Annotated in this window: 21 protein-coding genes; 20 read left to right on the forward strand and 1 reads right to left on the reverse strand. The window is 39.0% G+C overall.

Annotated elements, in window-relative coordinates; genetic code table 11:
* Positions 1–164 precede the first annotated feature (164 nt).
* The 20 genes from CS063_RS02855 to tnpB all read left to right on the forward strand — a co-directional run bounded on the left by CS063_RS02855 (position 165) and on the right by tnpB (position 22,630).
* Positions 165–2,723, forward strand: coding sequence for a phage tail protein (locus tag CS063_RS02855; protein ID WP_099448171.1), 2,559 nt, complete (start codon positions 165–167; stop codon positions 2,721–2,723).
* 13 nt (positions 2,724–2,736) lie between these two features.
* Positions 2,737–3,510 carry a distal tail protein Dit gene (locus tag CS063_RS02860; protein WP_024400887.1) on the forward strand — a complete coding sequence of 258 codons (774 nt, stop codon included), beginning with the start codon at positions 2,737–2,739 and terminating at the stop codon, positions 3,508–3,510.
* Between the two features lie 4 nt (positions 3,511–3,514).
* The gene (locus tag CS063_RS02865) at positions 3,515–6,037 is read left to right on the forward strand and encodes a phage tail spike protein (protein WP_099448172.1); all 2,523 of its coding nucleotides are present in this window, start codon (positions 3,515–3,517) and stop codon (positions 6,035–6,037) included.
* A 15-nt stretch (positions 6,038–6,052) separates the two neighbouring features.
* Positions 6,053–6,247 (forward strand): hypothetical protein, encoded by a 195-nt coding sequence (locus tag CS063_RS02870; protein ID WP_024400885.1) that lies wholly within the window; start codon positions 6,053–6,055, stop codon positions 6,245–6,247.
* Positions 6,248–6,256: 9 nt separating this feature from the next.
* Positions 6,257–6,838: a hypothetical protein gene (locus tag CS063_RS02875; RefSeq protein ID WP_099448173.1), complete on the forward strand. Its 582-nt coding sequence runs from the start codon at positions 6,257–6,259 to the stop codon at positions 6,836–6,838.
* Positions 6,838–9,306: a glycosyl hydrolase family 18 protein gene (locus CS063_RS02880; protein ID WP_456300486.1), complete on the forward strand. Its 2,469-nt coding sequence runs from the start codon at positions 6,838–6,840 to the stop codon at positions 9,304–9,306. The genes CS063_RS02875 and CS063_RS02880 overlap by 1 nt, the downstream gene beginning before the upstream one ends.
* Before the next feature lie 78 nt (positions 9,307–9,384).
* A complete protein-coding gene (locus CS063_RS02885; RefSeq protein ID WP_021401105.1) occupies positions 9,385–9,795 on the forward strand; it encodes a phage holin family protein in 411 nt (136 codons plus the stop codon).
* A complete protein-coding gene (locus CS063_RS02890) occupies positions 9,792–10,493 on the forward strand; it encodes an N-acetylmuramoyl-L-alanine amidase (protein ID WP_021401060.1) in 702 nt (233 codons plus the stop codon). The genes CS063_RS02885 and CS063_RS02890 overlap by 4 nt, the downstream gene beginning before the upstream one ends.
* Positions 10,494–10,624: 131 nt before the next feature.
* On the forward strand, positions 10,625–10,855 hold the full coding sequence (locus CS063_RS02895) for an SHOCT domain-containing protein (RefSeq protein ID WP_021401091.1): 231 nt from the start codon (positions 10,625–10,627) through the stop codon (positions 10,853–10,855).
* Between the two features lie 52 nt (positions 10,856–10,907).
* Positions 10,908–12,473: a recombinase family protein gene (locus tag CS063_RS02900; protein ID WP_099448206.1), complete on the forward strand. Its 1,566-nt coding sequence runs from the start codon at positions 10,908–10,910 to the stop codon at positions 12,471–12,473.
* Positions 12,474–12,905, forward strand: a complete 432-nt coding sequence (locus tag CS063_RS02905) for a recombinase family protein (protein ID WP_021401071.1) — start codon at positions 12,474–12,476, stop codon at positions 12,903–12,905. It begins immediately after the preceding gene.
* Positions 12,892–14,463 (forward strand): recombinase family protein, encoded by a 1,572-nt coding sequence (locus CS063_RS02910; protein WP_099448175.1) that lies wholly within the window; start codon positions 12,892–12,894, stop codon positions 14,461–14,463. The genes CS063_RS02905 and CS063_RS02910 overlap by 14 nt, the downstream gene beginning before the upstream one ends.
* Positions 14,464–14,905: 442 nt before the next feature.
* Positions 14,906–16,390, forward strand: a complete 1,485-nt coding sequence (gene lsa(E), locus CS063_RS02915) for an ABC-F type ribosomal protection protein Lsa(E) (protein WP_099448176.1) — start codon at positions 14,906–14,908, stop codon at positions 16,388–16,390.
* 53 nt (positions 16,391–16,443) lie between these two features.
* Positions 16,444–17,247: a lincosamide nucleotidyltransferase Lnu(B) gene (gene lnu(B) / locus CS063_RS02920; RefSeq protein ID WP_002294514.1), complete on the forward strand. Its 804-nt coding sequence runs from the start codon at positions 16,444–16,446 to the stop codon at positions 17,245–17,247.
* Between the two features lie 511 nt (positions 17,248–17,758).
* Positions 17,759–18,106, forward strand: a complete 348-nt coding sequence (locus CS063_RS02925) for a hypothetical protein (RefSeq protein ID WP_099448177.1) — start codon at positions 17,759–17,761, stop codon at positions 18,104–18,106.
* Between the two features lie 62 nt (positions 18,107–18,168).
* Positions 18,169–18,726, forward strand: coding sequence for a DUF3795 domain-containing protein (locus tag CS063_RS02930; RefSeq protein ID WP_099448178.1), 558 nt, complete (start codon positions 18,169–18,171; stop codon positions 18,724–18,726).
* Between the two features lie 84 nt (positions 18,727–18,810).
* On the forward strand, positions 18,811–18,969 hold the full coding sequence (locus tag CS063_RS17795; RefSeq protein WP_308415408.1) for a hypothetical protein: 159 nt from the start codon (positions 18,811–18,813) through the stop codon (positions 18,967–18,969).
* A gap of 21 nt (positions 18,970–18,990) precedes the next feature.
* Positions 18,991–19,587: a recombinase family protein gene (locus CS063_RS02935; RefSeq protein WP_408640883.1), complete on the forward strand. Its 597-nt coding sequence runs from the start codon at positions 18,991–18,993 to the stop codon at positions 19,585–19,587.
* 476 nt (positions 19,588–20,063) lie between these two features.
* Positions 20,064–22,325, forward strand: coding sequence for a hypothetical protein (locus CS063_RS02940; RefSeq protein WP_099448179.1), 2,262 nt, complete (start codon positions 20,064–20,066; stop codon positions 22,323–22,325).
* Positions 22,326–22,465: 140 nt separating this feature from the next.
* Entirely contained in the window at positions 22,466–22,630 is a 165-nt protein-coding gene (tnpB, locus tag CS063_RS02945; protein ID WP_099448180.1) for an IS66 family insertion sequence element accessory protein TnpB, read from the forward strand.
* A gap of 7 nt (positions 22,631–22,637) precedes the next feature.
* On the opposite strand, the gene CS063_RS17560 is transcribed toward tnpB, so the two are convergent.
* Positions 22,638–22,824: hypothetical protein (locus tag CS063_RS17560; protein WP_180270651.1), on the reverse strand; the 187-nt coding region annotated here is incomplete at its 5' end.

Raw genomic sequence — 22,824 nt, forward strand, 5'->3', positions numbered from 1 at the left:
AATCGTACCGAAGAGGAAACATGGCTTACACCTATTGGCTTGCTTATGGATTTATGGGAGTGCCATAAGCAGTTTCTTGGAATGTCCAAACCAAAACGGAAGATTTACATCGATGACATTATTCCTTATGGTATTTGATCTTTCAAAGAAAGGAGGCGGTAATCTTGGCAGATAATTTTGGTTTAAAAATCGGAGTGGAAGGCGAAAAGGAATTCAAAAATGCACTTCGTGACATTAACCAAGCATTTAAAGTATTAGGTAGTGAGATGGCTCTAGTCAGTTCCCAGTTTGATAAAAATGATAAATCCATCCAAGCCTTAACTGCGCGAAATGAAGTATTAGAAAAATCCATTGATGCACAAAAAGAAAAAATAGAGACACTACGAGCTGCCCTAGATAACGCCTCTACTTCTTTTGGAGAAAACGATCGTAGAACTCAAAACTGGCAGATTCAACTAAATAAAGCTTTGGCTGAACTTAATGGCATGGAGCGGGAACTTGAAAATAACCATAAAGCGCTACGAGACCATGCCGACGCCACAGATGACAGTGCTGATAACATGGAAGATGCCGCTGATGCAGCCAATGAACTTGCAGATAATGTTGATGATGTTGGCGATGAAATGGATGATGCTAGCAAAAAAACCTCTATTTTTGGAGATGTACTTAAAGCAAATTTACTATCAGAAGCCATAATTGGTGGGGTAAAAGCTTTAGGATCAGCCATTGCGGGAATTGGAAAGGCCTTTATAGGCGCTATGAAAGATGGCGTTGAGTACAACGCTCAAATGGAAAACTACACAGCTTCCTTTACCACCATGCTTGGTGATGAGGCTAAAGCTCAAAAGCTGGTTAATGATCTGAAAAAAGAAGCAGCAGCTACACCATTTGGAATGCAGGATCTTGCCCAATCAGCTCAAACCCTTATGAGCTTTGGTATGTCTGCAGAAGAAGCTCAAAAACGCATGAAGCAGCTGGGTGATATATCTCAGGGAGATGCCGAGAAGTTCAAAAGCCTGACACTGGCATTTGCACAAATGTCCTCTACTGGTAAGTTAACCGGACAGGACTTGATGCAAATGATTAATGCAGGATTTAACCCACTAGAGGAAATCTCGCGTAAGACAGGAAAATCCATTGGTGAACTTAAGGATGAAATGTCCAAAGGGGCAATATCTGCAGATATGGTCGCAGAAGCGTTTGCCTCAGCTACATCGGAAGGTGGGCGTTTCTATGGGTCAATGGAAGCTCAGTCAAAAACCTTTTCTGGGCAGATGGCAACTCTCGAAGATGGTGTTGCTTCATTGAAGGGCCAACTTGCTGAAGGCTTAACAACTATGCTTTCCGGTACCGTTCTTCCCATGGTTAATGGTTGGGTCGATGAATTGTCTGGAGCATTTGAAAAAGACGGTGTTCAAGGCTTAATTGATGCTTTTGGAGGAATCTTAGAGGAAGCAGTTCAGTTTATATCTGAGCAGTTGCCAATTGTAGTAGATATTGCTTCGCAGATTATTATTTCTCTGGTTCAAGGGCTTACCTCTGCATTACCGCAAATAACAGAAGCTGCAGTCATGCTACTGATGACATTAGTCAATGGAATCATTGAAACACTTCCAGCGCTTATTACAGCAGGTATTCAAATGATTGGCACCATAATAAGTGGAATTGCAGAAGCACTGCCACAACTAATTCCTGCTGCAGTATCAGCGGTGGTACAAATCGTACAAGGGATTTTGGATAATCTTCCTATGGTTTTAGAAGCAGCTCTGCAACTTGTACTTGGATTAACTCAAGGTATTTTAGATGCCCTTCCAGTGCTGATTGCGGCTTTGCCAGCCATTATTACTGGAATAGTAGATTTTGTTATAGGCGCAATACCTCAAATAATCGAGGCTGGTATTCAGCTTCTGACATCTTTAATTGGTGCTTTGCCAGAAATCATTACCGCCATTGTAGAAGCAATTCCTCAGATTGTTGACGGGTTAATCACAGCGATTTTGGGCTCAATCCCACAGCTCATTGATGCTGGGGTTCAACTGCTAGTGGCACTGATTCAAAATCTACCACTAATTATTACAACAGTTATTACTGCTATACCAAAGATTGTATCCTCCCTTGTGAATGCTATTATTGGCAGCATACCACAGATCATTCAAGCAGGAATCATGCTGTTGGTTTCGCTGATTAAGAACCTTCCAACAATTATAGTAGAGGTTGTTAAAGCAGTGCCACAAATTATTACAGCACTGGTTAAAGGTTTTACAGGATCTATTTGGCAAATTGCCCAGGTTGGGACCAATTTAATCAAAGGTTTGTGGCAGGGTATTTCAGATGCCGGAGCCTGGCTTTGGGATAAAATCTCAGGCTTTTTTGGTGGTGTTGTAGATAAAATAAAAAATTTCTTTGGAATTCGATCGCCATCTACATTGTTTGCTGGAATTGGCGAAAACATGGGAGAGGGTATTGGTGTCGGTTTTGAAAAAGCCATGAATAGTGTTAGCCAGGATATGAAAAACGCTATCCCTACTGATTTTGACATTAACCCTAATCTGAATATGAATGGAGCCGGTATTAGTAGCGGATATGGAACATTTGGAGGGTCATTAATTACGATACAACAGATGATTGTTCGAAGTGAAGACGATATTAGAAAGATTTCACAGGAGTTATACAATTTGATGCAGACAGGATCTCGAGCTCAGGGAAGATTTATAACTGCGTAAAGGAGGGCGATGTATGGGCTTTATTTATAACGGTATTAACTCAAAGAATATGAAAATAAAAGCAAGGCTCACAAGTTGGCAAGCATCGCCCGCTTTAAGAAACACGTATGAGGTTGTTCCGGGAAAGGCAGGGGTTGCTGATTTTGGTTGTGATATCTCAGAGCGGATCATTACGATTAGCTGCAGCATATATCCTCAAAAGAGCTTTGAGGATTTAGTAGGCGTGTTAGATGATCTTGCAGAGTGGCTCAACCCTATGAACGGTCTTAAACAGCTTGTATTAGAGGATATTCCGAATCGATACTTTTATGCTCGCCTCACTGAACAAGTGGACTGCGAGAGATTACTTAGAACTGCAGGTGCCTTTGAGTTGAAGTTTATCTGTCCTGATCCTCACGCCTATGCGTTGACAGATGAACAATTCACGATTTCAAGTGTTGGAACTCATGAGATCCAAAGAATAACCGGGAATGCAGATTCAGAACCGATATATCAACTTAAGGGCACAATAAGTGGATCTACATCCACATATATTTCCATTACCACGAATGGAGAGGAGCTTCGAGTGGTTGGAGCTTTGACGGCAGATGAAGCGCTTGTAATTGATAGCGGATTAGTGACAGCAAAAATAACCGATGCCAACGGAAATACACTTCGAAATGGGCTTCCAGTCCTGGATGAGCTAAACTTCCCTATACTTCACAAAGGTGAAAATGAAATAACAGTATCAGCGGTGGGAGCAACATTTTCGGAGCTGAAGATTCTGGCCAAAAGCAGATGGAGGTGATCTGGTGGCAATTAAATCAATCTTAACATCACAGACAGATTTTACGGGTGAGTTTCCTGTAAGCGAGAAGACAGTTGCTCTATGGCGATTTAATGAAGCTTCACCAGATAGCAACAACATGCTTACAGATGATTCCGGCCATAACAGAAACTTCTTTGTATCCGGATGGTCAGGTACATCCGCCAACTTGTTATCCGGTAGATTAGGAAGATTTTTCAGGCAGAATATCATTAATCCAACAAGTGAAAAGACTCATTTAGTGACTACCAATGACGGTAGCTTTTTTAGTGATTTAGGTGAAAAGATTGTTGTTGGCGGATGGATAAATCCAACTACTTATTCTGTAGGGCAGACGTATATCCCGATTTTTAATACTAGACAAGGACCTGGTCAGCCAATTTTTTATCTTTCTTTATTTCAGGGAAGGTTGCGATTAATGCTGTATAATGCCTCAGGCTCCTTGATATATGATCAGACCGAAACGCCTACTATTACCCTAAAGAATAACGGGTGGTACTTTATCGCTTCTATTATCGAGGTAAACAACAAAAGGGTGCAGAACTTACTTTGTGACCGAAGTGATGGCGCTGTTTGGCAATCTCCAGTTCGAACATTCACTGGAGACTTAAATCAATCTTGTGTTGCGGATATTGTGATGGGGATGCATGCAAATACCTATTATTACGCAGGAGGATTTGATGACTGGTTTTATGAAAAAGATTCTTTACTTACCATGGAGGATCTTATTTCCTATTTCAAATCTTCAATTTTGGCAAACGGTGGTGACAGTGCTGCTGATGTAGATGCTCTTGCGGACCCTGGCTCTGTCATGTTGAAAGCAACAAGCGGAGTCTATGCACAAAGTGGTCAGCTTTTTACGATAGCAGCTGCCTGTAGTCTTGCAGGAACGGGCAGGGTATCAGTTACAAGTGAATACACCGCAGGTATAACAGCCATAAGAATAGTGGAAACTTCTACATCAGACGATCTGTCTAGCTGGACTGAATGGCAGGCCGTTGGAGCAAGCGGGGAACTGCAGTCGCCTAACAGAGAATATATCCGTTATCGAATTACACTATCTACTCAAGATACTAGCAAAACTCCTAAGCTTCTCGAAATACAGCTTCATGATATACCAAAACCACCTTATGAGAGACTTGGATTTGCCAGACCAGTTGTGTTGGATACTAACGGTGCTTGGGAAGCAGTGCTAGAGAATGCCTTTGATATCATAGTGACAAGTGAGGTGAATGGCGCCGATATTTTGGAGTTTAAACTGCCATTTCATGATTCCAAGCGAGAGGCTTTAGACAATGAAAAGCAGGTACAGATTGTCAATGATGTTTATCGTATTCGAACCATAACAGATGAGAAAAGTTCAGATGGTAGAGTTGTAACTCAGGTGTATGCGGAAGCTGCCTTTTATGATCTTTCCTTTAGCGCTGAGAAAGAGCCCATGGAGTTTGTCGCAGAGACACCGGAAGTTCCAATGCGCTATGCCTTACTTGGTACTGGCTGGTCATTAGGAAATGTCACTGTCAGTACAAAACGAACATGGCAATCAACAGAGAAGAATGCTTTATCTATCCTTCGAGCCATACAGAATATTCATGGCGGTGACTTGATTTTCGATAGTGCCAATCGGCTGGTACACCTTTTGACATTTAGCGGTACGGATAGTGGGGCCTTATTCTGCTATAGAAAAAACATGAAAAGCATACAGCGCGTGGTGGATACAAGAAGTCTAATTACCAGGCTTTATGCTTATGGTAAAGGTGGCATGACGTTTGCCTCCATCAATGGTAATAAGGAGTATGTCGAGGATTATAGCTATTCATCAGAAGTTAGAGTAGGAACGCTGGATGCTTCCTCGTTTAGTAATCCCTATCAGTTGCTTGAGTTTGCCAATATGCGCCTGGCTCAGTATGCAAAGCCACGAGTCTCGTATGTTCTTTCAGCTATGGATTTATCGGTGTTGACAGGCTATGAGCATGAAGCATGGAAGCTTGGTGATATAGTAACCGTAGATGATAAAGATTTGAATTTATCTGTCAAAACTCGTGTGGTTCGCAGACAATACAATCTACAAGAGCCGTGGAAAACAGTACTGGAGCTATCAACAACTTTAAGAGAACTAGGAGATTCCTCTGCTGGATGGGATAAAGCAGCCGATATTTTATCTTCCACTGATGTTCTTGACCGTCAGGAATTAAAAGACTTGGTGCCTTTTAATCATCTACGAAATTCACGAGCTGATGATGGTCTAACCTATTGGTTAAGTTCAGGTTTTACAGTTGACCCTAATAATGGTGTATCAGGAACAGCTTCTTTTAAAGCTGAGGGCGTTTTAGGGATGACGAAAAGTCTATCCCAGACCGTTTATCCTGCCAGTAGGAAGAGTTACACTTTCTCAGCGCAGATTGCATCGGAAAATCTTCAGAAAGGGCCAAACGGGCAAGTTGGGATTGAAGTTGTCATTGAATATGAGGATGGGTCGACAGAAACCAGGTTTATTGATCTCTTTTAGGAAGGAGGCAGTGCTATGGCTTATTTTTCACAGACAGCACATGCTATTACACCGAGAGGTATTGGAAAGATAAAGTCGCTTACCATCCGTCTTTTCATTACTGATTGTTCTGGTGAGGTGTTCTTTACAGATATGCTTTTGCAAGGTGGCTCCATTGCTACGGGCTGGATTGGTCATGTGTCAGAAATTAAGTGGACGTTGGATGGGTAGGTGGTGCAGATGTCAGTTACATTTACCAGGTTTGCTGAGACGATTCATTGTAAAGAGGATAAACGAGTAGTAAGCGTAACAGTGAAACTACTTCTTGAAGATTGCACAGGTACTGTTTATTTCACTGATATTCAGGCTCAGGAAGGTGATCGTCTAACTGGTTATACAATTAATACAGAAACGATGCTTCAAAAATACCGAGAGGGCGGTGTTATTGTTCCTGCTCGTTTTTATAACGGAGTGGTTCGTAGCGGAGAGACGGTTATCCTCTTCAATCTGGGTTCAACTTCCGCTGGTCTTGACTGTCATATCTATCCTATACAGAATATGGAAGCAGGCAGTATCCAATTGTCTCAAGGGGCAGGGGCGCATAGGGTAAAATTGAAAGAGGCTGCTAGCCCAGACGATACCTTTTCACTACTAGCATCAACCAGACAGTGTTTAAAGAATGGAAACCCAACTGATAAGGAAGGATTTTTTCAATATACAGCATCGGGTGATAGCAAACATGTGGTGAAGCTAGAGGACAGAAAATCAGCTCGGCTATTGTTCGAATTTCAAGAAATGCAGGAAGGAAGTGAGCGCCCTTGATTGATTACCTAAAAGGTAAGCGGTGCATGGTTTGGAGCTTCATGGGAAATGCCCGCATGTATCAGGCACTACGAGACTATGGTGATCGAATTGATACGGTGGGTATTTTCACTTTTGAAGTGGATATCACCGGGACCATAACAGAAACAGGAACAAGCATATCCAGTATGCTTACTTACATTAACCGCTGGCCTCATATCAAATGGCTGCTTACAATCATGAATCATGGTACGGCTTCTATTTTTACAGCCCTTAGAAATAATACCAATGGTGCAAAGGATAAATTTCTTACTGAGATTATTCGCATCATGAATAAGTATCCTTGGTGTGCTGGAGTGGATATAGACTTGGAACGTGGAGGTGGCTATGAAAACAAGGATGCTGCTAATGCTCTATTTCGAGACATATATAACACTGTCAAAGCCTATGATTCTTCGAAACTCGTAAATATTTGTCTACCAGGCATGACTGGAGTACAAGGATCGGTTGGTGGCGAAAACTGGTGTGTTTATGAAGACTTGAATCCCTATTGTGATACAGTAGCGATTATGAGTTATGGCATGGCATGGGCAGGCTCTGCACCGGGCCCGGTATCTCCCAGGGATTGGTTGGAAGGCATTTATGATTATGCAGTCCGGGTTATGACTCCTGAAAAAATATTTTTAGGACTGCCTGCATATGGTTGGAACTGGAGAATCCACGATACACCAGAAAATCTGGGCATCACTTATCGTGGGATTTCAAACACATATTATGCCGCACAGCTTTGGATGACAGGGGGATATAACTTTACAGATGATGGACCACCACAGCCCATGATTCCTATCATAGCGTATTGGGATGATTATGATAAGGTGCCTTGGGCCTTGCCACATGTGTATGACTACATGGAAGGCTGGGATGCAGTTTCAAGAACCTATCCTTTACTGGTTGAAACTTATAACCGACGCAGGTATTTGACTGCCTATAGCAAGCAGCAAAAAACTGAATTTGGCACGATATATGTAGATCGTAGTGGCGGAACTCCTGATAGCTATACTGGTAATGTATCGGTTTCTTCTCAAATGATAACACTTGGTGAAGAAGGTGAAGCCGAATACGAATTTGAAATTGCATCTGCTGGTATTTATGATGTAGCCATTCGCATCTCATTTCCCTTCTGGGATAAGAATAGTATTCATGTTTCACTTGACGGGACAAGTAAGGTATTTAGCGAGAATAGGCTGTGGTGGCCATACTGGCGAACAACTTGTTGGCTTTCTTTGGTTTCTGGTGTATTTCTTTCAGCTGGTACCCATACTGTCAGCGTTAGTGCCTCAGTACCAGGTGTGCAGTTCTATGGATTTCGAGTATGTTCGAGTTTTTCTGAAGAACTTTCTGCTGGAGAGGCAGAGTTTATGCTATCTCCTCGCAAATTTAAAGATGTGAACGGTTTAATGGCTGAACCCGATAAAGGTTTTAAATTGACCACTGAGGTGCTACGCAGAAAGCCTGATTCAGCACTAATTTGGTATGAAGACTTCAGAGATGACAATCCACTTCCCTCCAGCTACTGGATAGCACTAAGCGGCGAGTGGCAGATATGGCAAAATCAAAATGATCTCGCCAATCGTCCCTATTCGCAGCTTGACGGGTATGGCCAATTGGCGTGGAAGTATAGCGGGTTTTCAGATGTTCATTTGCGGGCAAGGTTGGCTTTTACTCCAGAGGGAAGTGGTCGTGCAGGCATTTTTTGTGGTAATGTCTTTTGCTGTTTAAACTTTAATACACAGCGTATTGAACTATATAATGGTTCTTCTCTAATCGGCAGTTATGCAACTGAAATCGTTAAAACGGCATCAGCAGATCTTCGCTCAAATCCAAGAATGTACACCATTGAAATGAGGATACGAGGAAACTCTGTGAGGGTTTATTCCGGAGCAAGCAATGTTTTGCGCTTTACAGCGACGCTTAGTGGTTTTTCAGGAGGGTATGCCGGGGTTCGGTCTGATGGACGTATTCTATGCGAATTACTTAGACTGGGAGATGCCTGGACTTATGAACCTTATGAAAGGTTTGATGTAACCTTCCCGGATGGAACCACAACTGAGTATGGGCGGCTGGCAAGAACCGGTGTAACATGGGATAGTGAGTTTCAGGTTTTCACAGTTAACAATGATGTGGAGGAAGCTTCTACACGAAACCAGGACATCTCTATGGATTATGATTTCTTCCATTCAGGCCTTTTGCCATTGGTCTGTGGAAATGATTATTCAGTAAAAATCGTGTCCAAGGACATCAATGTCTGGATTTCACGTTTGTTTCTTGGAGATGCTGACGGTTTTTCTATTCTTTATTATCAGGATGTAGACAGCCTTGTCTATTGGGCAAACGAAGCGGCATATCGGTGGAAACTTAGAGGAATTGCCATATGGTCTTTAGGACAGGAGGATATGAGGCTATGGGAGGCACTGCCTAAACAAATATAATTAACGATTCAGGAGTGTTTGCGAAAAATTGCAGGCACTCTTTTTGTATCTTCACCAATCACGAAGGAGGTAAAAATCATGAAGGAAATATGGAATTGGGTACAAGCTGCCCTTACAGCACTTGGTGGATTCTTGGGCTGGTTTTTAGGTGGTTTTGATGGTTTTTTATATGCATTAGTAGCATTGATGATAGCTGATTATATCACTGGTGTTATGTGTGCCATTGTTGATAAGAAGCTATCTAGTGAGATCGGATTTAGGGGCATCTTTAAGAAGGTGCTTATTTTTGTTTTGGTCGGAATTGGACATATGATTGACATAAACCTTATTGGAGATGGAAGCGTGCTCCGGACAGCCATTATCTTTTTCTACTGCTCCAATGAGGGAGTATCCATGCTAGAAAATGTTGGTCGACTAGGACTGCCAATACCAGAAAAGCTAAAAGATATTCTTGCACAGTTGCATAACAAAGGAGGTAAGGAACAATGAATTTGAGAAAACTTATTCTAACTGAAAATGCGTGTTATAAGGCAGGCAGAAAGATTACACCGAAGGGCATAATGGTTCATAGTACTGGTGCAAATAATCCGTATCTTCGTAGATACGTTGGACCGGACGATGGCCAGTTGGGTGTAAACGAGTACAACAATCACTGGAATCAGGATAGACCAGGTGGAAGGCAAGTTTGTGTCCATGCATTCATTGGAAAGCTTAAGGATGGTTCAATTGCCACTTATCAAACCCTGCCATGGAACCATCGTGGATGGCATGCAGGTGGAAAGGCAAATGATACTCATATTGGTTTTGAAATCTGCGAGGACGGTTTGACCGATGCCTCGTATTTTAATGCAGTTTATAAGGAAGCGGTAGAACTGTGTGTGTATCTTTGCAAGCTCTATAACTTGACCGAAAAAGATGTTATTGGCCACTATGAAGGATATCAAAAAGGAATCGCAAGTAATCATGGAGATCCGAGAAACTGGTTTCCAAAGCATGGAAAAAGCATGGATACCTTCAGAGCGGATGTGAAAAAGCTATTAAGTGAAGGAGAGAAGCCTGCAGAACAGGAGAGAAAGAAATATTATCGTGTTCAAATCGGTGCCTATTCTGTAAAAGCCAATGCGGAAGCGCAACTTGCCAAAGCTAAGAAAGCTGGCTTTACCGATGCTTTTATTAAGTATGATTAACGAACAGCTAATTTTAATGACCCGAGGAGTGTAACAGCTCTTCGGGTCTTTTGCTTTTTTAGGGGTTCGAATCACCGAATTTTTTTGCATATAGGTGCAGGGTTCTCCCTGTAGAAATGGAGGTTGCCTATATGCAGATAACTAAAATTACAGATAAACAAGATCCACTAGCTATTCCTAAAAAGACACCTTTAAGTACTAAGAAGCTTCAAAGAGAGTTTGATTATTATAGAGCGGAAAAACTGCTGCGTCAAATGCTTGAAAAGGGTCTTGTTACAGAGGTAGAGTTTAACAAAATTATGCGTTTGAATCGCGAAACTTTCTCACCGTTATTAGCACAGATAATGCCCGATATTCCTTGATATACTGGGCACTCAGAGGTAATATGTCACATACCTTGAGGAGGTGAATGTGGTGAAAAAGGTAACAAAAATAAAAGAAACGAACAATCGGCTTCAAAAAAAGCTAAAACTGCGGGTGGCTGCTTATGCTAGGGTATCAACAGATAATACGGAACAGCTAATCAGCCTGGAAGCACAGAAGGTCCATTATGAAGCTTATATTAAAGCGAACCCAGACTGGGAATTTGTTGGCATTTATTTTGATGAGGGTATTTCAGGCACGAAGAAAGAGAATAGAACAGAACTACTTAGGCTTATTTCTGACTGTGAGAACAAGAAGATAGATTTTGTAATTACAAAATCTATCAGTCGATTTGCCAGAAATACAATAGACTGTTTAGAGATTGTAAGGAAGCTAACTGATCTTGGAGTGTTCATTTATTTTGAAAAAGAGAACATCAACACACAGTCTATGGAAAGTGAGCTTATGCTGACCATTCTAAGTAGCCTAGCAGAGAATGAATCTATCTCAATTTCTGAGAATAATAAATGGTCCATTCAAAAACGGTTTAGAAATGGAACCTACAAGCTTTCTTATCCTCCCTACGGTTATGATTATATAGATGGGCAGATTGTAGTGAATAAAAAACAGGCCGAGGTTGTTAAACGGATTTTTACAGATGCCTTAGCAGGTAAAGGAACGCAGAAAATTGCACAAGAATTAAACGATGAGGGTGTACGTACTAAAAAAGGCGGTCAATGGAGAGGAAGTACTATCCGAGGTATTTTACGGAATGAAAAATATACTGGAGATGTAATCCTTCAAAAAACATACACTGACGATAATTTCACTAGACGAACCAATAAGGGAGAGAAGGATCAGTTTCTTATCGAAAATAATCATGAGGCAATTATTAGTCATGAAGAGTTTAAGGCAGTGAATCTTGCAATCGAACAGCGAGGAAAAGAAAAAGGCATCAAGAGTGGCAATAGCAAGTATTTAAATCGCTATCCCCTTTCTGGAAAGATTCAATGTTCTGAATGCGGGAGTACTTTCAAGCGAAGAATCCATGGAACTAAGAACAATAAATATATTGCCTGGTGTTGCTCCAAACATATCACTAATATAGAGGAATGCTCCATGATTTACATTCGGGAGGATAGCATCCATCAAGGCTTTGTGACGATGATAAATAAGCTCATCTTTAGTCACAAAGTTGTTTTGAGGCCTTTGCTTCAGAAACTGAAACTCATGAATTATTCAGATAATCTGATTCGGGTTCAGGAAATTGAATCGAAGATGGAGAAAAATACAGAGCAACTTCAGGTATTGATTAACCTCATGACAAAGGGATACTTGGAGCCTGCTCTTTTTAATAAGCAAAACAATGAGCTTCGCTCTGAAGCAGAGAAGCTGAAAGATCAAAAAGAAGCACTCTACCGTTTCATCAATGGTGGAATGGCTAAAATAACAGAATTAGAAAGACTTATCAAATATGTTTCAAAGTCAAAGAATATTGAAAGTTTTAACAAGGAAGTATTCGAGCAGTTTGTTGAAAAGATAGTTGCTTTTTCGCCAACAGAAATAGGCTTTAGCCTAAAGTGCGGCTTATTACTTAAGGAAAGGATGGAGAGATAGATGCCTCATGTACCATATGGATATACGATTCAAGATGGAAAAGCGGTGATTGACCAGCTACAAGCAGAGCAGCTAAAGAAGCTATTCAAAGCATATCTTTCAGGTCTTTCCTTGAAGGATGCGGCTAAGAAAGCTGGGATTGTTAGATATCATGCCACTATTGCGAATATGCTCACAAATAAGCGATACCTTGGGGATGACTATTATCCCAAGATTATTGATGAGGATACTTTTGAAAAGGTAGAGGCTGAAAAGTTAAGACGGGCACAAATGCTCGGCAGAATTTGGGAGCATAAACCAAAGGAAAATAGTATTAAGAAATACCAGTTCGCCATGCCAACACCGGATGAGCTTTATGATGACCCATTTAAACAAGCAGAATATGTTTATAGCCTTATAGAAAGCGAGGCGATTGATAATGACGATGAGTAGGAATGTAACAGTTATACCAGCACGAGCTCGTGTGGGTAATAACCAAGAAACTGAAAGTAAAACCAAACTTCGAGTGGCGGCTTACTGTAGAGTTTCAACTGATAGTGAAGAACAAGCCTCCAGTTATGAGGTTCAGATTGAACATTACACTTCCTACATTAAAGGGAACCCTGAATGGGAGCTGGCAGGAATTTATGCGGACGACGGGATTTCAGGAACCAATACTAAAAAGCGCGAAGAGTTTAACCGGATGATTGAAGCATGCATGGAAGGTAAAATTGACATGATCATTACCAAGTCCATTAGCCGTTTTGCCAGAAACACGCTGGATTGTTTGAAATACATCCGGCAGCTAAAGGATAAAAATATCCCTGTTTTCTTTGAGAAAGAGAACATCAATACTATGGATTCCAAGGGTGAAATCATGCTGACAATCATGGCTTCACTGGCCCAACAAGAAAGCCAGTCCTTAAGCCAAAACGTAAAGCTAGGCATTCAGTACCGCTTCCAACAAGGTGAAATTCAAGTCAACCACAACCGGTTTTTAGGATACACCAAAGACGAAAATAAAAGGCTTGTTATTGTTCCTGAAGAAGCCGAAGTGGTAAAGCGAATCTATCGAGAATACCTTGAAGGAGCAAGTCTCCTACAAATAGCAAGAGGCCTAGAAGCGGATGGTATTCTCACTGCAGCTAAAAAGCCTAAGTGGAGACCCGAGACGCTTAAGAAAATACTGCAGAATGAAAAGTATATAGGAGATGCCTTGCTTCAAAAGACTTACACCGTTGATTTTCTTTCCAAAAAGCGAGTAGTCAATAATGGAATCGTACCTCAGTACTATGTTGAGAACAGTCATGAACCTATCATCCCGCGTGGAATTTTCATGCAGGTGCAGGAAGAACTGGTAAGGCGGGCTAACCTTTATACTGGAAAGAATGGTAAGAAGCGAGTTTATAGCAGCAAGTACGCTCTGTCCAGTATTGTCTACTGCTCAGAATGTGGTGAAATATATAGAAGAGTCCACTGGAACAATCGAGGCTGCAGGTCTATTGTCTGGCGATGCGTCAGCCGCCTAGAGGAAAAAGGGTCTGATTGCACATCCCCTACAGTTAATGAGGAAGTGCTACAGGCAGCAGTTGTAAAAGCCATCAATGAGTTGCTGGCCAGTAAGGATACCTTTCTCTCCACTTTACAGGCCAATATCGAGACAGTTTTAAATGAAGAACACGACAAAATTACCAATGATATTGACGTCAAGCTGGAAGAACTGCAAAACGAACTTTTGCGGCTTGCCAATTCCAAAACAGATTATGAGGAAGTGGCGGAAGAGATATACCGTTTGCGGGAGCAGAAGCAAAATGCACTGGTTGAGAATGCAGATCGAGAAGGGAAAAGGCAACGAATCGCTGAAATGAGTGATTTCTTGAATGAGCAATCCTGCGAGTTAGAGGAGTATGATGAGCAATTAGTAAGGCGGCTTATAGAAAAAGTTACGGTATTTCATGATAAGTTCGCCGTTGAATTCAAATCAGGAGTCGAGATTGATGTAGAAGGGTAATCTTTAGAAAGAGAACAGAAGAATTATATTGGATTTTTAAAGATAATATGATATAATAAAACGACTTGGAGGTGGAAGAATGTATAACTTTTCTTGCTAATTATATGATGCATAATAAGATATTTAAAGAAACGGCTATAGAACCGTTTGTTTTGTTATGCAAATTGCAAGAAAGTTAAGTATTCTACACTCAATAATACATTACAGTAACCTTATGTTATGTATAACAAAAGGTAATAATAGTATTTGTTTTTGAGCCGTAAGAATTTACTTTCTTGTGGCTTTTAATATTTGTAAAAGAAAGGAAGATAAACGTGATAGACAATGATACTATGTCATTCATGACAAAATCCTTGCAGAGTTGGATAACATTATAGAGTAATTAATGCCGAAAACCGACTTTGCTTATAAAATTTTTATAATGTAAAGGAGGAAGAAATATATGTCCTTAATAAATGTTTCAAATCTAACTTTTTCATATGAAGGAAGTTATGACAATATTTTTGAAAATGTAAGTTTTCAGATAGATACAGATTGGAAACTCGGTTTTATTGGAAGAAACGGACGCGGTAAAACTACTTTCTTAAATTTACTGCTTGGCAAATATGCGTATTCCGGCAATATAAGTTCTACAGTTAAGTTTGAGTATTTTCCTTATGATGTGGAAGATAAGAGTCTATATACAATTGAAGTAATGAAGAGTATTTGTACGGAATGTATGGATTGGGAGATTTTTCGTGAAATATCATTGCTTGATGTTCAAGAAGATGCTTTATATCGTCCGTTTAATACATTGTCAAATGGTGAGCAAACAAAGGTCCTTCTTGCAGCTTTATTCCTTACAGCGAGTTGTTTCCTGCTTATTGATGAACCTACAAACCATCTTGACATCGATGCACGTAATGTAGTGCAAAACTATTTGAAACGCAAGAAGGGGTTTATTTTGGTATCTCATGATAGAAGCTTACTTGATCAATGTGTTGACCATATACTATCTATCAATAAAACGAATATCGAAATCCAAAAGGGAAATTTTACTTCTTGGTGGGAGAACAAAACGTTACAAGATAATTTTGAACTGGCAGAAAACAAGAAACTCCTTAAAGAAATAGGAAGGTTGTCTTATGCAGCAAAACGTAGTTCAAACTGGTCAAATAAAGTAGAAAAAAGTAAATATGGAACAACAAATTCTGGTTCAAAACTGGATAAGGGTTATGTTGGACATAAGGCTGCAAAAGCGATGAAACGTGCCAAAAATATTGAGTCAAGACATCAGGAAGCCGTTTTACAAAAATCAGAACTGCTCCACAACATTGAACAATATGATGACTTAAAAATTTCACCACTTGAATTTCACAAAGAGTGCTTAATAGAAGCGAATGATTTATCATTGTCTTATGGAGATAAAGAAGTATGCAGTAATCTTAATTTCAGAGTCAATATTGGTGATAGAGTTGCCATTATCGGAAAAAATGGGAGTGGTAAGTCTAGTATCCTAAAATTGATTAATGGAGATGATATTAAATTTACCGGAAATTTTATGCTAGCAAGTGGACTAAAAATTTCTTATATTTCGCAAGATACTTCATATTTAAAAGGTAATCTATCTGAATTTGTCTATAATAATAAGATCGATGAAACTCTATTTAAAACGATTCTTCGTAAACTGGATTTTAATAGAGAGCAGTTTGATAAGAACATGGTGGATTTTAGTGCTGGTCAGAAAAAGAAAGTACTAATTGCTAAAAGCCTTTGTGAAAGTGCACATTTGTATATATGGGATGAGCCATTGAACTATATTGATATTTTTTCACGTATCCAAATTGAAAAAATGATTTTGGAATATTGTCCTACACTATTGTTTGTGGAGCATGATGATGCTTTTTGCAATAATATTTGTACGAAAAATATTAATTTAGGTTTGTAGAGATTTTGAGTTGCCACAATAACTAAAAGATATTTACATGAAAGGGTGAAGAAATGTTAAAACAAAAAGAATTAATTGCAAACGTTAAGAATCTTACTGAGTCAGATGAACGAATTACAGCTTGTATGATGTATGGATCGTTTACCAAAGGAGAAGGTGACCAATACTCTGATATAGAGTTCTATATATTTTTGAAAGATAGTATAACCTCGAACTTTGATTCATCCAACTGGTTGTTTGACGTAGCTCCGTACTTGATGCTTTATAAAAATGAGTACGGAACAGAGGTAGTTATTTTTGATAATCTTATACGTGGGGAATTTCATTTCCTTTCTGAAAAAGATATGAACATAATCCCCTCGTTTAAAGATTCAGGTTATATTCCTGATACGAAGGCTATGCTTATTTACGATGAAACAGGGCAATTAGAAAATTATTTATCAGAGATAAGTGGTGCAAGACCAAATAGACTTACTGAAGAAAATGCTAATTTTTTGTTGTGTAATTTCTCTAATCTATGGTTGATGGGAATCAACGTTCTAAAAAGAGGAGAATATGCTCGTTCATTAGAACTCTTATCACAACTTCAAAAAAATACACTACAACTTATACGTATGGCAGAAAAAAATGCTGATAATTGGCTAAACATGAGTAAAAACCTTGAAAAAGAAATTAGCCTTGAAAATTATAAAAAATTTGCAAAGACCACTGCTCGATTAGATAAGGTAGAATTATTTGAAGCCTATAAAAATTCTTTGCTATTAGTTATGGATTTGCAAAGTCACCTTATTGAACAATACAACTTAAAAGTTACACATGACATTTTAGAAAGATTGTTGAATTACATTAGTGAATAGGAGAGTAACGTTATTTACAGTATTGGGTACTGAAAATTAACAGCATACCTCAGTTTTTCAAAAAACAGCGAAGCCTATGGATATGTTTCCGTCTACCGATAGTGTAAAAAACGCAGTAGATATGTTTCCGAGAACGGACATAATCAAATGACATTCATTCTATCCTCTCAAGCCACGTTGAGACAGTAGTAATGATGTCAAGGGCGGAAAAGTAAAGGGCTTGAAAGTGTAGAAAACAAGGGCATTTGCCATTTTAGGGTAGTTTCAGAATTGCGTCTAATGGCTTGTTTACGGGAATAAATCCACTTCTCAAAAAGCATAAGGTTGTGTAGATAGGATTGCTTTTCGGTAGGTTGTGGAGATAGACATGTTATAATAAAACACTTTAATAGCCTAAATATCATATAACTTAATTAATAAAATGTTAGTTAGGCTACTAGTATAGAAAAGTAGATGAAGTTGAATTTACAAGTGAAAATTATTTATATTAGTTAAGTAAGGCGGTGATTAAATGTTTAATGAAATCTGTATTTATGAAGCAAAGATCGAGAAGCAAGATGAAATCGAAGCACTCATGAAAGAAGTTGCAGAATTCTATATGACACAGGAGGGTGTCGTTGATGTGAAATATATCAAGCGTACACATCGTCAAGCCGATTTCAATGCAGTAAAGCAAGGGGAGCTACCAATTGCTTTGACAAGGTTTATGGGTAAAGTAACATATGTTTTACATTGGACTGTTAGAGATGAAGAAACTCATGCAAGAGTGTCAAAACTAGGATTGGAACATTTTTATAAAAGATGGAACAGATGCTTGACAACAATGCCTAAAATTATTTTAGGTGAAAACATTGTGTAGAAAAATGAGCAAGACAGAAAGTTGCAACATTTCAGCAGTATTTTTGTGGGGGAGTGATATCGATGAAAGGTTTTCAGCGAGAAGATTTGATGTTTTCACTTTGTGGATTAAACTGTGCTCTTTGTACAATGAAGATAGATAATTATTGTCCCGGTTGCGGTGGAGGAGCAGGAAATCAAGGCTGTTCCATTGCTCGTTGTAGTTTAGAATATGGCGGGTTAGATTATTGTTTTAAGTGTAGTGAATACCCGTGTGACAAGTATAACGGAATTGAAGAGTTTGATTCTTTTATAACTCACCGTCATCAACTCAAAGATATGGAAAAAGTAAAGAATATTGGTATTGGTTCATATCATACTGAATTATCTGAGAAAGCTAAAATTCTACTGTACTTACTCGAAAATTATAATGATGGTAGACGCAAAACCTTATTTGGTCTAGCTATTAATCTTTTAGAGCTTACCGACATCAAAGTAGTCATTCAAGAAATTGATAGTAAAGTTTCACCGAACATGACAATCAAAGATAAAGCAATAATTGCTGCGAAGCAATTTGAAGATGTAGCATTAAAGAAAGGTATTATCCTAAAGTTAAATAAAAAGCCTTCAAAAGGCAAATAATCAAAAAGAGCATAATTTCAAGCACGAATAATCCGTTTTTTCAAACAGAAGCATGAAGATTATTTTATACCAAAGAGGTGCAGTATGTTGAGAAGTCCTAAAATACATTTCATATCTGCTGTACCGAAGCGAGAAAAAAGGATCGCTATTTATGCTAGGGTATGTACAAACGATGCTGAGCAATTAAAAAGCCTTGCTGTACAAGTATCTGCATTTACACGATTGGTAGCCTCTATTCCATAATGGCTTTTGGTAGATGTTTATATGGATGTTGCATCCGGAAAAGCTGGCACAGCAAGAAAAGAATTTGCTCGTATGCTTGAAGACTGCAAGGCACATAAAATAGAAATTATTTTGACCAAGAATATCAGCCGTTTTGGTAGAGACACTGTTGAGATATTGGAGGCTTTGAATCAGCTAAAGGTTCTTGGTGTTCGTGTAATATTTGATGGAGAGCATTTGGATACTGCCAATACAAATACTGACGTAATAATATCTGTCACAGAAGCAATAGCACAAGCAGAGAATGAATCAAGAAGTGAAAACATCAAATTGGGTATCAAACAGCAAGTGGCTGATGGCAGTTCAAAGCTGTATGATAGAAAGTGTTACGGTTACTCACATGATGCTGGTGGTTGTCTAATTATTGATGATACAGAAGCTAAAAATGTAAGGCTGATTTTCGATCTTTACCTTCATGGTAAAAGTATTATAGGTGTTGTTAAAGAATTGGAGCAACGAGGAATTAAGTCCCCATCAGGAAAAGATAAATGGTGTAAGCGTTCCATTGATGTAATGCTGAGTCTTGAGAAATATACTGGAACCGTTCGACTCTTAGATTCTGGAAATCATGAAATATAGTATGTTTCGGAAAATAATAATCCTGCAATTATATCAAAGGAAACCTATCAAGCAGTGCAGATCGAAAAGGCTCGCCGAAGTAATGTGACGCAAGCTCAGGATGGAAAGCAAAGGAAAAACAAAAAATTCAGTTCTAAAAAGTAAAATAGCCTAATCGAGATTGATTGTTTCGATAAGACAAAAAGAATGTTAAACCTGCATAGATACTGCATTTTCACAGTAAAAATCAAAGCGTGGGAAATAGCCTAAAAATTACATGTCGAAACCTTGGTATTGATGTCGAAAAAATGAGACTCTGAAACCTTGAGAATACTGGGGTCCAAGGCTTGTAAAGAATAAAAAGCAACACTGGGCTTGAAATATTATGTATATGAAAGTTTGAGATTATTATTTCTGTAGTAGATGTACATATTGACACTATTGGTAAGAAATGTTAAAATTTTTCAAAATATACTACACAATAGGAGGTTGTCTATTTGAAAAAGTGTAATCATACCTTGGTAAAAAATATGTCCTTCCGTAAACGCATAGTTTCATTAGTTCTCGTTATAGTACTCATTCTATCCCCCTCTCAGGTGTATGCAGCAAAATCTTACTCTGATCCGGAACTTGCTCGAGCTGTGACGCTCGGACTCGGAACATACCGTTCGGACAACCCAGCTGTAACCTATGAACAATTTATGGGTATGATTGACAGGACAGTTAAATTGGCTAACAAGAGTAAACTTGCTGGGTGGAAAGCGAAGTTCACGAACGCACGTAAGTCAAAAAAGGTTATGACTCGGTTTGAGGGAATGATGATTGTCCTTAACGCAGCCAATACACTTGGTGGAGATTATGCTGAATTTTATACTAATTGGAGTAATATTAATGATAAGATTGGCGAAAAAGTATGGGACGAGATAGATAAAATAGACAATCCTTATAAATATATTCCTAACCACTATCCTTATGGTGGAGTTGGATTTGAGAATGACAAGTATATCTATGAATGGGACGATTGTGGCGTTGCATATCGCTATGCATTTGGTAGAGTGTCACTTTATAGTGGCAAAACTCTTTTTGACTATGACACTGCAAAGAACTCAATGCGTCCCGATAATAAACTTTTATATACGGAAGCATTGCTCGCGGCGTTGAGATTGTATGATTCCTCTGAAAGTGTGTTCCCTGTTACCGAGCGGGTTCAAAATGCAGACGACATTATCATACTCAACAAAGCCGAGGAACGAAAACAAGCGATACTAGGTAGTCCAACAACTGTAACTGTAACTGGCACTAAATATTATGTTTCCAATAGCGGCAACGATAATAATGACGGACTATCACCTAATAAACCGTGGGCAACACTTGAAAAAATCCGTTGGGCGCTGGACAACCAGATCATCAAAAAAGGTGACGGAGTTTTTCTTGAACGCGGTGGTCTATGGCGTGGAAGTATCATGTGCTGGGGTGTTGACGGAGTGACTTATTCGGCTTACGGAGAAGGTAAAAAGCCTAGAATCTACGGCTCCCCTGAAAATGGTGCCGGCGAAGAGAAATGGTTTTTGTGGTACGATAAAAAAGGAGTTAAAATATGGAAATTTTATAAAGATATTTCAGATTGTGGTGGTATTGTATTTAATGATGGTCAAAGTTATGCTACACGCGTATTTTCCTATTGGAACGGTAAAGAGGCATTATCCTGTAAAGATTATAAAACAAAATTTAATATTGCCAGCGAGCTAGCGAATGACTTACAGTTTTATTCAACATTCGATATGAGCAGGTATCAAATTCCCTTCGGAGTACACAATGTAGACTCAAATGGTTCAATCTATTTACGATGTGACAAAGGAAATCCTGGAGTGCTCTATAAATCGATTGAGTTTCAGTCCTCCGTTCAGCCTGCGGCTGGTTATACAGGTATTATCTTTGGAGGAAATAACATCGTAATTGATAATATCTGCGTTATGTACCGCAGTACAATGGGGCTTGATCGTTCAGGCGGAAATAACATAACATACCAAAATTGTGAAGTGGCCTGGATCGGTGGTGGCTCTCATATAATCGGAGCGGGTGCTGCATCTGACGAACCCTGGCTGTCGGCATACAGTGAGCCTTTTGTCCCGACTTCAGGTGAAGGAATAAGACTGGAAGGAAACAATAATAAAGCGATAAATAACTATGTACACGATTGTTTCGATGGAGGCATTACCGTTGAATTCGACTATTTTGACACGGCATGGAACTGTAATGGTATGACAATTGACGGCAACCTGATTGAACGTTGTGTGTCAGGTGTACTTGTAGGTGAACATTATGAGGATACAGAAGCGGGTAACGCAGGTAAAATTAAGTTTAGTGGGATAAACATTACGGACAACTACATTATGTACAGTGGTTATGGCTGGAGTAGCAGCAAGCATTACAACACCTGGATAGATAAAATGTATGATGGAAATGCAATTACCTGGTGGGAGGGACCTTTGTGGAATAATGGTGGAACAGTCAGTAATAATGTGCTATACAAAGCCAAATATTCACTAGTGCAATTTGGCGCAATCGGCAAAAATAGACCGGTATTTAGTGGTAATGTTTATGCGCAAAACAATAACGGCGTAATTGCATATATATCACCAACAAACGATAGAATAGGAAAAACTGCATTCAAAAATATCGACAACTATAAAGCTAAAGTGATCATACAAGATTATTTGGGTGACAAAACCGCCAAAGTACTACCGCCATCGTGGTAGTGTATGGTACCTGGTACCATATGATAAATAAAAAAATATCCAAATAACGTTGGATATATTTCGGCAAACATAAGGATTTCTCTTCTTAATAGAGCTGATATTGAGTTTGCAGTAGCTGTTATTCATGAACTGCAAAAAACATGTTAAACAGCTTTATTCAAAATATACAGCACATTTATATTGCCTGTCAGGCAACTGACTTTCGTAAGCAAATCGATAGTTTAGTAGCTCTTGTAACCATGCAATTTAAATTAGATCCATTTTCTGAAAGCTGTGCCTTTATTTTTTATAATCATAGGCGTTAATTTAAGCCTAAGTTTTTCCAAATTGAATAAGTTCCTCTAAATAGCTTTCTATACGAGAATAAGCAGTTTGTTTCATACGTTTCTCATGCAAAGCTAAATTACCTATTCTTAAAAGTATGTCACTGAGTTTGCTATAGCTATGTAATGTCCCTTTCTTTACTGCATAAAATTGATATAAATCAACATTAAGTAAA

Origin of the sequence: Sporanaerobium hydrogeniformans, from assembly GCF_002735925.1 — a bacterium.
In the GTDB taxonomy this organism is placed as follows: Bacteria; Bacillota; Clostridia; order Lachnospirales; family Cellulosilyticaceae; genus Sporanaerobium; species Sporanaerobium hydrogeniformans.

Excerpts from the sequence above, each read along its gene's own strand:
- CS063_RS02860 (WP_024400887.1), top strand. The coding sequence starts at position 2,737 with ATGGGCTTTATTTATAACGGTATTAACTCAAAGAATATGAAAATAAAA.
- CS063_RS02870 (WP_024400885.1), top strand. The coding sequence starts at position 6,053 with ATGGCTTATTTTTCACAGACAGCACATGCTATTACACCGAGAGGTATT.
- CS063_RS02875 (WP_099448173.1), top strand. The coding sequence starts at position 6,257 with ATGTCAGTTACATTTACCAGGTTTGCTGAGACGATTCATTGTAAAGAG.
- CS063_RS02885 (WP_021401105.1), top strand. The coding sequence starts at position 9,385 with ATGAAGGAAATATGGAATTGGGTACAAGCTGCCCTTACAGCACTTGGT.
- CS063_RS02890 (WP_021401060.1), top strand. The coding sequence starts at position 9,792 with ATGAATTTGAGAAAACTTATTCTAACTGAAAATGCGTGTTATAAGGCA.
- CS063_RS02895 (WP_021401091.1), top strand. The coding sequence starts at position 10,625 with ATGCAGATAACTAAAATTACAGATAAACAAGATCCACTAGCTATTCCT.
- CS063_RS02905 (WP_021401071.1), top strand. The coding sequence starts at position 12,474 with ATGCCTCATGTACCATATGGATATACGATTCAAGATGGAAAAGCGGTG.
- CS063_RS02910 (WP_099448175.1), top strand. The coding sequence starts at position 12,892 with ATGACGATGAGTAGGAATGTAACAGTTATACCAGCACGAGCTCGTGTG.
- CS063_RS02925 (WP_099448177.1), top strand. The coding sequence starts at position 17,759 with ATGTTTAATGAAATCTGTATTTATGAAGCAAAGATCGAGAAGCAAGAT.
- CS063_RS02930 (WP_099448178.1), top strand. The coding sequence starts at position 18,169 with ATGAAAGGTTTTCAGCGAGAAGATTTGATGTTTTCACTTTGTGGATTA.
- CS063_RS17795 (WP_308415408.1), top strand. The coding sequence starts at position 18,811 with ATGTTGAGAAGTCCTAAAATACATTTCATATCTGCTGTACCGAAGCGA.
- CS063_RS02935 (WP_408640883.1), top strand. The coding sequence starts at position 18,991 with ATGGATGTTGCATCCGGAAAAGCTGGCACAGCAAGAAAAGAATTTGCT.
- tnpB (WP_099448180.1), top strand. The coding sequence starts at position 22,466 with ATGTTAAACAGCTTTATTCAAAATATACAGCACATTTATATTGCCTGT.